Origin of the sequence: Amycolatopsis echigonensis (assembly GCF_002846615.1) — a bacterium.
Taxonomy (GTDB): domain Bacteria; phylum Actinomycetota; class Actinomycetes; order Mycobacteriales; family Pseudonocardiaceae; genus Amycolatopsis; species Amycolatopsis echigonensis.
In genome coordinates this window covers 5,355,149-5,368,062 of record NZ_PJMY01000003.1, presented here as the reverse complement: position 1 = coordinate 5,368,062, position 12,914 = coordinate 5,355,149, and the positions used below count along the sequence as shown (strand labels likewise).

General features: G+C 71.4%; 10 protein-coding genes and 2 pseudogenes. 6 read left to right on the top strand and 6 right to left on the bottom strand.

Annotation, left to right across the window (positions count from 1 at the left end):
* Positions 1-63: 63 nt before the first annotated feature.
* From ATK30_RS30560 to ATK30_RS46445, 3 genes are read right to left on the bottom strand one after another with little or no spacing between them, the layout of a single operon-like run.
* Positions 64-990, bottom strand: coding sequence for a polysaccharide deacetylase family protein (locus ATK30_RS30560; RefSeq protein ID WP_101438428.1), 927 nt, complete (start codon positions 988-990; stop codon positions 64-66).
* Positions 991-1,020: 30 nt separating this feature from the next.
* On the bottom strand, positions 1,021-3,330 hold the full coding sequence (locus tag ATK30_RS30555; RefSeq protein WP_244194782.1) for a penicillin acylase family protein: 2,310 nt from the start codon (positions 3,328-3,330) through the stop codon (positions 1,021-1,023).
* Positions 3,320-3,787 carry a YncE family protein gene (locus ATK30_RS46445; protein ID WP_244194781.1) on the bottom strand — a complete coding sequence of 156 codons (468 nt, stop codon included), beginning with the start codon at positions 3,785-3,787 and terminating at the stop codon, positions 3,320-3,322. Before ATK30_RS46445 ends, ATK30_RS30555 begins: the two co-directional genes overlap by 11 nt.
* Positions 3,788-4,268: 481 nt before the next feature.
* Here ATK30_RS46445 and ATK30_RS30545 point away from each other — a divergent pair, with 481 nt between their 5' ends.
* The 3 genes from ATK30_RS30545 (at position 4,269) to ATK30_RS30535 (ending at position 7,128) form a co-directional block, all read left to right on the top strand.
* Positions 4,269-5,240: an AAA-type ATPase lid domain-containing protein gene (locus ATK30_RS30545; RefSeq protein WP_244194780.1), complete on the top strand. Its 972-nt coding sequence runs from the start codon at positions 4,269-4,271 to the stop codon at positions 5,238-5,240.
* 122 nt (positions 5,241-5,362) lie between these two features.
* Positions 5,363-5,950 carry a TetR/AcrR family transcriptional regulator gene (locus ATK30_RS30540; protein WP_101438425.1) on the top strand — a complete coding sequence of 196 codons (588 nt, stop codon included), beginning with the start codon at positions 5,363-5,365 and terminating at the stop codon, positions 5,948-5,950.
* A complete protein-coding gene (locus ATK30_RS30535; RefSeq protein ID WP_101438424.1) occupies positions 5,947-7,128 on the top strand; it encodes an NADH:flavin oxidoreductase in 1,182 nt (393 codons plus the stop codon). The genes ATK30_RS30540 and ATK30_RS30535 overlap by 4 nt, the downstream gene beginning before the upstream one ends.
* A gap of 17 nt (positions 7,129-7,145) precedes the next feature.
* Here the strand turns inward: ATK30_RS30535 and ATK30_RS30530 are convergent, their stop codons facing one another.
* Positions 7,146-8,420, bottom strand: coding sequence for an IS110 family transposase (locus ATK30_RS30530; protein WP_037367968.1), 1,275 nt, complete (start codon positions 8,418-8,420; stop codon positions 7,146-7,148).
* Between the two features lie 191 nt (positions 8,421-8,611).
* On the opposite strand from ATK30_RS30530, the gene ATK30_RS30525 reads away from it, so the two are divergent.
* Positions 8,612-9,403: an SDR family oxidoreductase gene (locus tag ATK30_RS30525; protein ID WP_244194779.1), complete on the top strand. Its 792-nt coding sequence runs from the start codon at positions 8,612-8,614 to the stop codon at positions 9,401-9,403.
* 156 nt (positions 9,404-9,559) lie between these two features.
* On the opposite strand, the gene ATK30_RS30520 is transcribed toward ATK30_RS30525, so the two are convergent.
* Positions 9,560-9,916 (bottom strand): cupin domain-containing protein, encoded by a 357-nt coding sequence (locus tag ATK30_RS30520; RefSeq protein ID WP_101438423.1) that lies wholly within the window; start codon positions 9,914-9,916, stop codon positions 9,560-9,562.
* A gap of 20 nt (positions 9,917-9,936) precedes the next feature.
* On the opposite strand from ATK30_RS30520, the pseudogene ATK30_RS30515 reads away from it, so the two are divergent.
* Positions 9,937-10,356: pseudogene (locus ATK30_RS30515) on the top strand (ketopantoate reductase family protein); the annotation flags it as partial.
* A gap of 88 nt (positions 10,357-10,444) precedes the next feature.
* A pseudogene (locus tag ATK30_RS30510) lies at positions 10,445-11,650 on the top strand (cytochrome P450).
* Here ATK30_RS30510 and ATK30_RS30505 read toward each other — a convergent pair.
* Positions 11,598-12,914, bottom strand: a complete 1,317-nt coding sequence (locus tag ATK30_RS30505) for an amidase (RefSeq protein WP_101438422.1) — start codon at positions 12,912-12,914, stop codon at positions 11,598-11,600. The pseudogene ATK30_RS30510 and the gene ATK30_RS30505 sit on opposite strands and share 53 nt — an antisense overlap.

The window sequence follows — 12,914 nt, the reverse complement described above, 5'->3', positions numbered from 1 at the left end:
GGCCGCAGGCCTCGCCGTGGGGCCCGGACCAGCGGCTACACCGGTCCGGGCGACCACCCGGGATCAGCCCTGCCGCGCCCAGCTGGAGTCCGCCGGGGCCGGTTCGACGCCCCGCACGTCGGGCAGCGCCTTCAGCCGCTCGTCCTCTTCGTCGTCGACCCAGGCTTGGGCGATCTCGTCGCAGGTGGCGAACCAGACGCCGTCGCGGGCGACGATGTGCTCGATGAGCCGTTCGTACCAGAGCATGTTGTGCGCCTGCCCGATGATCTGCGGGTGCACGCACGAGGCGAACACCGAGTTCGGGACGCGCTCGTAGGCGTAGTCGAAGATGTCCCGCCAGCGCCGGAAGATCGTCTCGGTGTCCTGCATGCCGGTGGACGTGCCGGTGTAGCCCAGCGGTGGGAAGTCGTCGAGGTACCAGTTCACCGGGATCTCGAGCACGGAGCTGGCCGGACCGGCCACGTTGCCCTTCTCCCAGTTGATCTGCCAGCGCTGCGGGTGGTGCGGGACGAGGTCGCGGGCCATCAGGCTCGTGTCGTAGCGGAAGCCCGACTCTTCGATGATGTCGAGGGTGTTCTCGCTGTAGTCCCAGTAGGGCGAGCGGTAGCCGGTGGGGCGCAGGCCCAGCACGTTCTTGTAGGTGGCGAAGGCCAGGTCGACCAGCCGGCGCTCGGTGTCGCGGCTGATGCCGGGCGGGATCTCGTGGTAGTAGCCGTGGTGGCCGATCTCGTGCCCGGCCTCGACGACGTCCTTGCACTGCTCGGGGAACGTGTCGACCGAATGGCCCGGGACGAACCAGGTCGTCGTGACGTCGAACCGCTTGTAGAGCTCCAGCAGGCGGGGCACGCCGACCTCGGCGCCGAACTGGCCGCGCGACATGAACGAGGGGCTGGGCCGGTTGAACCCGCCGAGCCACAACGACTGGGCGTCGAAGTCGGTGCCGAGGTTCACGGCGATCTTCTTGCCGGGCGGCAGCTGCAGGTGTCCCATGTGTCCTTCTCCTTCAGGGGATGATGACGGTCAGGCGGGCGGGTTGAGAGCGATGACGGTCTCGGCTTCGGCGTCGATCCGGTCCCGGGTGTAGAGCAGGGGGAACGCCTCGCCGCGGCTCCACGGCTCGAACAGGTCGGTCAGGTGCGGATCGTCGAGCCGGCCCGACTGCCCGGGAGCGTTCATCGCGAGCGAGGAGTCCCACTCGCCGACGTCGACGACGATCCGGAACGTCGCGCCGGCCGACTGAGCGAAGTTCGGGCCGTAAGCGGTGTTGCCGACGGTGTCGCCGCTGCCACCGCGGGGCAGCGCTTCCGTGGCGAGCCGGTCCGCCGAAACGGTGCCGAGCAGCGCCTTCAGCGGGTGCTGGGCCCGGGCCGTGTGCAGGCGGCCCCACTGCCACGCGTCGCGGTCCGGCCCCAGCAGGCGCTCGAGGTCCGCGACGGCCGCGCGCAGGGTCTTCGCCACGATCTCCGCGGTGTCGGCGTCGTCAGCTTCGAACAGCTCCAGGTCGACGCGCGCGTCGGCGAGCAGGTCTTCGGCGGGCGACACGCGGGTGGCGGCCTCCCCGGCCCGCTCCGCACCCACGAGGGGTTCAAGGGCGCGAACCAGCAGGGCGGGACGCAGGTGCCGGCGGTACCAAACCTCGAACAGCGCGGCTGCAGCACTCTCCGGCGAGAGGACCGCGTCCCAGCCGGTGAGCAGGTCGAGTCCGTCGGCGCCGACGGGCACAGGCAGCTCACGCAGGCGCGCCACGATCCGGCGCGCGGGCACCGACAGGAAGTCGCTCTGCAGCTCGACCATGCTCTCCGGCGTGGCGTCGGTGGTCTGTGACAGCGCTTCGTCGATGCGGTGCTTGCGGTAGGGCGCGTACCAGTCGTAGGTGATGTGCCGCTCGGGCGGGTAGTCCGCCGGCAGGTTCATCTCGTTCGCGGTGGCCAGGAACCCTTCGGCCGGATCGACGGCGCCGGGCAGCTGGTCGGTGTCGTAGAAGCCCGCCCACTCGAAGCGGCCGTCGCCGGGCACCGGCAGGGTGCCGTCCCAGTTCGGCCGGATCGGGGTGAGGCCGCCGGTCTGCCACGCAATCCGGCCGCTCGGGTCGGCGTAAACCTGGTTCTCGGGCGGGGCGCCCCAGCGGTTCATCGCCGCCGAGAACTCGTCCCAGTTCCGGGCGCGCATGTAGTCCATGCTGCCGAGGTAAGGCGCCATGCCGGCTTCGAGCCACGCGGCCCGCACCGCGAACGCTGCGTTCTTCTCCGGATCCTGACAGACCACCGGGCCGTGCCGGGTGAACAGCAGCTCGACCTCGACCTGCTCTCCCCCGCGGACGGCGATCGTCTCCGTCACCCGGCGCATCGGCTCCCACCGGCCCTCGTAGCGGTAGCTCACCGGGTCATCGGGGTCGGTTTCGTAGACGTAGAGGTCTTCCTGGTCGATCGCGAAGATCGTCAGCCCGAACGCGATCCGTCCGTTGTGGCCGATGGAGATGCCCGGCAACGCGGGTTCCCCGCCGCCGATGACATCGAGCCCCGGCGCGCTGAGGTGGGCGATGTAGCGCAGCCCGGGCAGCGCCGCGGCCGCGCGGTGGGGATCGTTGGCGAGCAGTGGCCGACCCGAACGCGTCCTGGTCCCCGCCAGGACCCAGTTGTTGCTGCCCTCGGGCAGCACGTCCCCCTGTGGGTCCTCGGGCGCGGGCGGCCCGAACGCGGGCGGTGTCGTGGCGAGGTCGTAGACGCGCAGGACATCGTCGGGGATCGCGTCCAGGTCGAGCCCCTCCGGCACCTCGACGGGTCGCCACGGCTCACGCCGCCGACGCAGCTCCTCCGCGTCGCCCGGCAGGTCGCGCAGGGTGCGAGCACGCGCGACTTCTTCGCGGACGTTGTAGAACAGCCCGTGACTGCGGATGCGTGCGACGTCTTCCGGTTCCCACAGCGCGGGTTCGTAGCCCAGCTCACGGAACTCGTGCGGCAGCAGCGACGGGTCCTCGCGCGTCAGTTCCACGAACGCGTTGACGCCTTCCACGAACGCCGTCGTCGCACGCTTGGTGTCCGAGCCGTAGGCCAGCCATTCGCGGCGCATGTCCCCGCGGTAGAGGAACAGGCGGGCAGCGCGGTCCCGTTCGACGTGCTCCGCGCCGAACACCTCGGCCAGCCGGCCGAGACCGCGCCGGCGCCAGAAGTCGATCTGCCACAACCGGTCCCGCGCGGCGTTGAAGCCCTGGGCGCGGAAAGCGTCGTAGGTGGTGGCCGCGTAGATGTGCGGCACACCCCAGCGATCCACCACGATCTCCGCGGGCGCGGTCAGCCCGGGCAACGTGTGGGAGGTCCGTTCAACTTCCACCAAGGTCTCCCGTCTCATCGTCGAGTCGACCGCAGTCAAGCAGCCAGCCCGGTCGCCGTGTCGGCAGAACTTCACGGCCGGACAGCAGCCCGCGACTAGCCGTTCGAGTAGCGGAGCGGCGCCCGACAGCTCCTCCCGGGGCCGATTCGCACCGGCCCGCAGGGGTGAACGGGTGAAACCTTGCCCGGCCGGCCACTCCGACTCGGCCGAGCCGATAGGTGTCGGCCCCGAAATTCGTCACGTAGGCGCGCGAGCCGACCACCGCGACGCCGAACGGGTGCAGGCCCATCGGAACCGTGGCCAGGGTGGAGTACGTGCGGGCGTCGATCACCGAAACGGTGTCGGAGAGCTCGTTGGTGACGTAGACCCGGTCCCCGCCGGGCGCCGCACCCGCCCCGACCGGCGAGCGGCCGACCCGGACGGTGGCGACCACCTCCTGCATCCGGGTGTCGTACACGGTGACGTTGTCGGGTCCCGGTGTTCGCCACGAACACCTGCACCCGCGCCAGGTAGGCGTGCGCGGCCGGGCAGACGCAAGCGGCGACCAGCGTCGGCCCCCGATGACGTGACCGCTTCGAGCGCTTCGAGCGCTTCGACCGCCCCCACGTCAGGGCGAAAATCTTGCTCTGCCGGCACTCCGGCAGACCACGAACCTGCTGACAGCCATAGTCTCCTCCGCTTAGCCCACCATGCGGTCGCGAAACGGCATCACGGGCCATAGTCATGATCGCTGGAAGAGCACGCCGCTCAGGCTACGGACCCGACCGCATAGCTCACGTGGATGCTGTCGAGCCGGGTACCGCCCGGCTCGACAGCTGCCTCCATGGCGCCAGGGGTGACCTGTTTACACGACTGAAGCACGCTACGACGTCACGGACCGGGCGGCGCTCATCACCCACACGAAGGACATCGCGGGCTCACCACGGCCGGTCACCGTCGTGGCGGACCTGCCGTCCGGGCTCGTCGCCCGGCTGGAGTACCGGCCGGTGTACAGCGGCTCGACCCTCGCGGGCGGGGTGTTCCGGGTGAAGAACCAGTCCGCCGCCCGGTCCACCGCGTGCCAGACCGACCTGCAGCCGCCCGGCCTGGTCGGCGGCAGCTCGCTCTGGCGGCAGGGCTGCGCCGCCGCCGCGAGCTTCGCCGCGCGCAGCTGGGCCGCCCTCAGCGGCGAGCCCGGCACCGGCAAGACCGCCGTGGCCCACGCGGTCGCCGTCCGCCACGGCCGCCGTGCGCTGCTGCTCGACTGCGCCGGCCTCGACGACCGGGCCGCCAAGGTCCAGGCCCTGGCCGACGACGTCGCCGGCGGCCGGCCGCCGGTGGTGATCCTCCAGCACGCGGACGCGCTGACCGGCGAGGCCCTGCAGCGGGTGGCCGACCTGCTCACCACCTGGCAGGCGATGCCCGCGGACCAAGGCCCCGCCTGGGTCGCGGCCACGGTGCGCGACGAGGCGCCCGGCCCCGACGTCCAGCTGCAGCTGATGCCGTTCTTCACCCGGGCGATCGACATCCCGCCGCTGCGGCACCGGATCGAGGACCTGCGCCGGCTGGTCCCGCACCTGCTCGGCCGCCACAGCAACCAGGACGTCGCGGTTTCGGACACGTGCCTGCGGCAGCTCATGCGGCTGCCGTGGCCGGGCAACGTCCGGCAGCTCGACCAGGTGCTGAGCGAGGCCTCCCGGCAGCGGCGGACCGGCACCATCGAGGTCACCGACCTGCCCGCCGAGTGCCGCATGTTCACCCGCCGCCAGCTGACGAAACTGGAGACGATCGAGTACGAGGCGATCGTGCGCAGCCTCGCGGCGAACGACGGCAACAAGGAGCACGCCGCGGCCGACCTCGGCATGTCCCGGGCCACGATCTACCGCAAGATCCGCGCGTTCGGCATCGTCCCCGACCAGCGCCGCGGCTAGCCGGGCACTGCGCGAGCCCGGGCGCTGCCGGGCCATGAGCGCGGTCGACGACCGGGTCGTCGATCCCATCAGTGATTCAATCAATGCTTGAAACCGACCGCGTTCGATGCTCTACTCGACGCATGAAAGCGACGGTGGACTCGACTCGCGACCGGTTGCTGGCCGCCGCGGAACGGCTGCTGCTGACCGCCGGCTACGACGACGTTTCCGTGCGGGGGATCTGCTCGGCCGCCGGGCTCAACCCGGCCGCCGTGCACTACCACTTCGGCTCCAAGGAAGCGTTGGTCGCCGCGATGCTGGAAGTACGGCTGGCGCCCGTGTGGAGCGGCCTGCTCGACGACGTCGAACGCCGGCGGCGGGACGGGTGGGTGCCCGCCGCCGCGGACCTGGTCGACGCCGTCCTCGCCCCGCTGACCGAACAGGCCGCCGACCCCGTCGGCCGGCTGCGGCTGCACCTGCTCGCCCGGGTGCTCTTTTCCGGCCAGCGGCTGCCTTGGACGTCGCCGTGGTTCAGTCTCGATCCGTGGATCGGGATGCTGCGCGCGGCCCGTCCCGACCTGACCGGGGAGCAGGCCGCCACCCGCTGGGTGCTGGCTTTCCAGCTGCTGCTGCAGGTGTTCGGCGCCCCGGGCGCCCCGGCGCCGGCCGAGCCGCGGCTGCCCGCCGAGGCGGTCCGGTCGTTCGTCGTCGCCGGGCTGGACGCGCCGTGAGCGCGCCGGACGTCTTCGCGCCGACCTGCCTCGGCCCGGTCGAACTGCGCAACCGCGTCATCAAGGCCGCCACGTTCGAAGGCCGCACGCCGGACGCGCTCGTCACCGACGAGCTCATCGAGTACCATCGGCGCCCGGCCCGCGGTGGCGTCGGGATGACGACGCTGGCCTACTGCGCGGTGTCGCCGGAAGGCCGCACCGATCGCCACCAGATCTGGATGCGTCCCGAAGCCGTCCCCGGGCTGCGCCGCTTCACCGACGCGATCCACGCCGAAGGCGCGGCGGCCTGCGCGCAGATCGGGCACGCCGGGCCGGTGGCGAACGCGGCGTCGAACCGGCTGCCCGCGCTGTCGCCGACCCGCTGGTTCAGCCCGCTCGGCCTGCGCCCGACGCGCGCCCCCACCCCCGCCGACCTCGACCGCATCGTCGAAGCCCACGCGAGTGCGGCCCGCACCGCCCTGGAATCCGGGTTCGACGCCGTGGAAATCCACTTCGGACACAACTACCTCGTCAGCTCGTTCCTCAGCCCACGCCTCAACCACCGCACCGACGCCTACGGCGGGAGCCTCGCCAACCGCGCCCGGCTGGCCCGCGCGATCGCCCGCGCGGTGCGCGACGCCGTCGGCGACCGGATCGCGATCACCGCCAAGCTCAACATGGACGACGGCGTCCCCGGCGGTTTCTGGCTCGACGAAAGCATCCAGGTCGCCCAGTGGCTGGAAGCCGACGGCGGCCTCGACGCCCTGGCCCTGACCGCGGGCAGTTCGCTGCTCAACCCGATGTACCTGTTCACCGGCGACGCCCCGGTCCGCGACTTCGCGGCCGCGTTCCCCCAGCCTGCCCGGCTCGGCCTGCGCCTGGGCGGCCGGTTCTTCCTGCACGAGTACCCCTACCGCGAGGCCTACCTGCTCGACCGCGCCCGCCAGTTCCGCGCGGCGCTGGACCTGCCGCTGATCTTGCTCGGCGGCATCACCACGGTCGAGACCATGAATCTGGCGATGGCGGAAGGGTTCGCGTTCGTCGCGATGGCCCGGGCGTTGCTGCGCGAGCCCGATCTCCTGCATCGCATGCGGGCCGACGCGGACGCGCGGTCGCTGTGCATCCACTGCAACCGCTGCATGCCCACCATCTACTCCGGCACCCGCTGCGTGCTGGCCACCGAAGGGAAACCCCGATGAGACACCCTCTGTCAACCTCAGGCCGCCGAGGGAGGCTGGTGGGCTTGCTGCCGGTTGCGAATGTGAATGGTCTCGTCGTAGCGGATGCGTTTGACCAGGCAGTGCCACAAGATTTCCAGCCATCGGTTCGCCAAAGCGCGCAGGGCCGAGTGATGGCTCTTCCCGGCGGCGATTTTCCCGTCGTAGAACTCCCGCGCCCATGCGCTGCGGGAGAGGCTGCAAAAGGCCCACTGATGCACGGCTGCGCCCAGGTAGTGGTTGTGCGCCAGACGACGGGCGACGACGAACTCGCTCCGGCCGGAGCGGCGGGTGACCGGGGCGGTTCCGCCGTAGCATTGCAGCCCGTTCGGTGTGGCGAACTGGGTGATGTCGTCTCCGATTTCTCCGGCTATCCGGGCGGCGAGCCGGTCCCCGAGTCCGGGGAAACTCAGGTAGATGTCACCGCCCGGGACCGCTTTTCCCGGATCGGGTTCCTTCGCCTGTGTTGCGTGGCCGCGGCGGGCCGTTCCGAGCAGCAGTTCGGCCATGCGGCGTTCCCAGGCCCGTCGTTGGTCGCGGATGGCCAGCAGCTGGGTCGCGGTCAGCGCGATCGTGCCGGTTTTCGCGCGCGCCAGGTAGTCTTTCACCGGCAGCCGGTCGGCGGCGAGGGCGTCGGCGACGCGGGCGGCGAACCGGTCGGGCCAGCCGTGGCTGGCGGCGCGGGCGAACGCGGCGATGTCGTGCGGGTCGGCCGCAGCGAGCTCGTCGTGGCCGGGCCAGCGGCTCAGCAGCTTGAGCATGACCGGCGAACCGAGGTTGCCGCCGGCGATGGCCAGCGCGGCAGGGAAGGTTGCCAGCAGGTCCGCGCGCAGCCGGTTGAGCAGCCGGCGCTCGTCGCGGGCGGCGCGTTCGTCGTCCCGGGCGATCGTGCGCAATTCTCCCGCCAGCTCGCCGTGCGGGATCAGTTTCCGCAATTCCAGAAACTGGTCCAATGCCAGCAGGCAGCAGATCCTGGCGTCTTCGGCGTCGTCTTTCTTTTTAGCCGGCCCGCGGCGGCGGGCCACCACGTCCGGATTGACCGGAAGAACAGTGAAACCGGCGTCGGCCAGCGTTTCCACCAACAGGCCGTGTCGGGTTTCCAGCACGACCCGCACGTCGGCCGGGTCGGTTTCCAGCTCCAGGCAACGGGCCACAAGCCGGTTGACTCCCGCTGCGGTGTGGTCGATACGGAATTGTTCGATCACCCCTTCTCCGGGGCGACCCAAGGCCACGTCGTGAAACGATTCCGCCCAGTCGATGCCTGCTCCAAGCAAATGCTCCGACTCCCTTCGCGTCCAGCAACGAAAAAACTGGAACCGGAGGCCGCGCGTCGTGCTGATAAACCAGTCCTCATCGGGACAACACCCTCCAAGACGACAAGCCTCCGGCTACAACCCCCGAGGACGCTGTCTCATTTCAGTCCTCGCAGGACAAGCACCAGAAGCGTTCCCCGGAGGTCCCAGCCATGAAAGAAGGTACCGCTATCAGCACCGTCGCCGTCACCGGCAGCGCGTCCGGTATCGGCGCCGCCACCGCCACGCGGCTGCGGGATGCCGGGCACCGGGTCATCGGCGTCGACTTGCGCTCGGCGGACGTGCCCGCCGACCTGGCCGCCACGGAGGGCCGGACCGCGGCCGTCGAGGGCGTACTCGACCGCTGCGACGGCGTGCTCGACGGCCTGGTCGCCTGCGCCGGCCTCGGCCCGCACGTCGACGACGTCGCCCGGATCGCCCAGGTCAACTACTTCGGGACCGTCGCCGTCATCGATGGCCTGTTTCCCGCGCTGCGCAAGGGAACGGCCGCGGCGGCGGTCGTCGTGTCGTCCGTCGCCTCCACGCACCTCAAGTGGGAGGAGAACCCGCTGACCGAGGCGATCGAGACCGGCGACGAGTCGCTGATCGCCGAAGCCGTCGCGGCGGGCGGCGACTACCGCGGCCAGTTCGCTTACGCGGCGGGCAAAAACGCGCTGACCGTGGCCGTGCGCCGGCGCGCGGCCGAGTGGGGCGCGGCCGGGGTGCGCCTCAACACCGTCGCCCCGGGCTCGGTCGACACGCCGCTGCTGGCGGCCACGGCCGAAGACCCGCGCTACGGCGAAGCGATCCGCGGCTTCACGGCCCCGATCCCCCGGCACGGCCGGCCCGACGAGATCGCGGCACTGGCCTGCTACCTGCTCGGCCCGGACGCGGGGTTCGTCCACGGGGCCCAGTTCGTCGTCGACGGGGGCATCGACGCGCTGCTCCGGCCGACCGTGTTCTGATCCGCGGCCCGTTCTTCAGCTCGCCCCGACGCGGCGAATCCTCGCCGGCCACGGCGACTCCCGGTTGCTGCCTGCTCCTCCACCGGCGGTGGATGTCAGGCGAACGTGGCGCCCGCCGCGGCCGGCCCGTTGGCCTGTCGTTCGCACGCCGGCTCGTCAGAGCATCTCGGTCCGGTACCACGGGGCCAGGTCGGCGGCTCGCCGTCGGCGTTCGGCCACCTCGTCGTCGGTGAGGGGCGGGGGCGGTGCGTCCATGCTCGCGACTTCGTCGCCGACGCGGCGGAAGAACTCGTCCTGCCCGGCGGGCGTGCACATGCAGAGCATGCGCGCCGGGGAGCCGGCGACGTTGCGGAAGTGGTGCGGGGCGTTGGCGGGGATGTTCACCGTGGCCCCGGCCGCCGCGGTGTGCTTTTCGCCCCGGAAGGTGAACTCGATCTCGCCTTCGAGAATGGTGAACATCTCCTCGAAGTCGTGCCGGTGCGGCGGTGGGCCGCCGCCGTCGGGCACGCGCATGTCGATCAAGCAGTACCGCCCACTTCCGCGGCTGGCTGTGGGTCCATTTCGTGTCGGACGCCGGCTTGTTCTCGCAGGGCCTGCGGCTGGGTTCCCTGTCCAAGCTGGCCGGGGCAACGGGTGACCTGCGCGAGGGGCTGCTGGCCGGCCGCGAGCTGCTGCCGCTCCTGCGGGCCCGCGGCGTTGACCTGCGACGGCACCGGGGCGGGGTGCTGCTGTTCCGGGCGCCCACCTGGCTGACGGCCCCTGCGCTCGCCTGGTTGATCGCTCCTGTCGCGCCCCTGCGCGTGAGTTTTGCGGCGCACTCCGACCCCGGCGCCGAGGAGCCGCGCGAGATCTGCCGGGACACCCTGGCCGAAGCAAGACGGCTGGGTATCTCGGTACCGCGACTGGAAGCGGCCGAACCGTACTTTGCCCGTGAGGCAACGGATCGAGCCTGAATCCGACCGGAGTTGCCGGTCCCCGTGGTCCATTGCGGTTCCGTGGTCCACATCGATCGCCTGTCTGTGACGTACTGGAGGGAAAGTCATGACCACCGCCGAGAGGCACGAGTTCCCCATGGCCCGTACCTGCCCGTTCGCGCTGCCGCCGGCGTACGAAGAGATCCGCGAAGAAGAGCCGGTCTCGCGGGTTCGTCTGCCCGACGGCGGATGGGCCTAGGTGGTCAGCCGCCATGAAGACGTGCGAACCGTGTTGAACGACCGGCGGTTCAGCGCCGACCGGCAGCATCCGGACTTCCCGCAGCTGGTCGAGGGCGGGGCGGCGGCCCGGCGGCCGGGCGAGGAGCGCACCCTGATCGAGATGGACGCACCCGAGCACGGGCCGGCCCGCAAAGCCGTACTCGGCGAGTTCACGGTGCGCCGGTTGGACGCGCTGCGGCCGCGGATCCAGGAGATCGTCGACGGGCGGATCGACGCGCTCCTGGCCGGCCCGCGGCCCGGCGACCTGGTGGACTCGCTGTCGGTGCCGGTGCAGTCCCTGGTGATCTGCGAGATGTCGGGTGTGCCCTACGCCGACCACGAGTCCTTCCAGGGGCACACGGTGAAGATGCTCAAGCAGTCGACACTGCCCGAGGAGCGGGGCGCGGCCATGGCAGCCATCCAGGGCTACCTGGCCGACCTCATCGCGGAGAAGGAGGAGAACCCGCCGGACGACCTGCTCGGGCGCCAGATCGTCAAGCTGTGCGCGGACGGCACCTACCGGCGGCCTGCGCTGGCCGGCCTGGGCTTCCTGCTGCTCGTGGCCGGTCACGAGACGACGGCGAACATGATCTCGCTGTCGACCGTGGCATTCCTGCGCAACCCGGAGCAGCTCGCGCTGATCAAGGCCGACCCGGGCAAGACGCTCGACGCGGTCGAGGAGATGCTGCGGTACTTCACGATCATCGACGCGGCGGCAGCCCGGTTGTGCGTCGAGGACACCGAGGTCGGCGGGCAGCTGATCCGTGCTGGCGAAGGAGTGCTGACGCTCGGCTGTTCGGCCAACCGGGACCCGCGGGTATTCGAGAACCCGGACGACCTCGACGTCGAGCGCGGCGCGCGCCACCACGTTGCGTTCGGGTTCGGGCCGCAACAGTGTCTGGGTCAGAACTTGGCTCGGATGGAGCTGCAGACCGTGTTCGACACCCTGTTCCGCCGCGTCCCCACACTGGAGCCGGCGGTGGACGTCGACGAGCTGCCGTTCAAGGACGACGCGAACATCTATGGCCTGCACCGGCTTCCGGCGATCTGGTAGCGGACGAACCGCCACCCCCACCGGTGCCGGACAGTGTGTGCTCACTGAGCCTGGCCGCGGCCCACAGCAGGCGGTCCTCCCGCCACGGTGCCGCCGACAGCTGGACGCCCACCGGCAGCCCCGAGCCCGGGTGGTCGCCGGCCGGGACGCTGATCGACGGGCCGCCGTAGCACGACCACACGTAGCAGAACCGCGCGATCTCCTGCGTCGACGCCGCCAGGTCGACGGCGTCGCGGCGGGGCACGTCCACCGGGATCGTCGGCGTCAGCACCACGTCGCAGTCCTCGAACAGCGCGTCGACCCGATCGCGGAAATCCCGCTGCCACGCCCGCGCTCTGGCCGACGTCTCCGGCGGGATGGACTGGCCGATCCGCAGGCGCCGCAGCACGTCCGGATCGATCGTGTCCGACTCCTCGCGCAGCCGCCGGGCGTGCACGGCCGCCGCCTCCGGGTACATGATCTCGATCATCCGGTCCTGGGCCTCCGCCGCGCCCGGCACCTCGACGTCCCGGACCACGGCACCCGCCGAGCGCAGCGCCGCCACCACGCCGTCGACCACCCGCTGCACCCCCGGGTCCACCCGCGCGCGGAAGAAGCCGGTCGCGACGCCGACGCGCAGCCCGGCGATGTCCTGGCCCAGCAGCGAATCGACCGTCGGCCCATCGGAAGACAGCACCGCGAGCATCGCCGCCGCCGTGGCGACGTCGGCCGTCAGCGGGGTCACCGTGTCGAACGACTCGCCGACCGGGAGCACGCCCTGGTTGGAGACGCGGCCCAGCGTCGGGCGCAGGCCGACGATGCCGTTGACCGACGCCGGCACCCGCCCCGACCCGCCGGTGTCCGTGCCGAGCGCCGCCGTCGACATGCCGCTCGCCACCGCCACCGCCGAACCGCTGCTCGACCCGCCCGAGATGCACCGCGGATCGCGGGCGTTGCGGACGTCGCCGAAGGCCGCGTTCCGGCCGACTACGCCCATCGCGAACTCGGCCAGGTTGGCCTTCGCCGTGATGAGCGCGCCCGCCGCCCGCAGCCGCCGGACGACTTCGGCGTCGACCGCCGCGGGTTCGGTGCCGAGGTGCGCCGAACCCGCGGTGGTCGGCACGCCCGCCACGTCGATGTTGTCCTTGACGCTGACCGTGAGCCCGTGCAGCGGACCGTCGCCGGCCGCGGGCGGATCCAGGGTCCGGATCAGCGCCCGTAGCTCGGGGTTGCGGTCCCGGGCCACGGCCAGCTGGGCCTCGACGAGCGAGCGCACCTCGTCCAC

Bases quoted from the DNA above. Each gene is read 5' to 3' on its own strand.
- ATK30_RS30560 (WP_101438428.1), bottom strand. From the start codon at position 990: ATGGGACACCTGCAGCTGCCGCCCGGCAAGAAGATCGCCGTGAACCTC.
- ATK30_RS30525 (WP_244194779.1), top strand. From the start codon at position 8,612: ATGAAAGAAGGTACCGCTATCAGCACCGTCGCCGTCACCGGCAGCGCG.
- ATK30_RS30520 (WP_101438423.1), bottom strand. From the start codon at position 9,916: ATGCGCGTGCCCGACGGCGGCGGCCCACCGCCGCACCGGCACGACTTC.
- ATK30_RS30540 (WP_101438425.1), top strand. From the start codon at position 5,363: ATGAAAGCGACGGTGGACTCGACTCGCGACCGGTTGCTGGCCGCCGCG.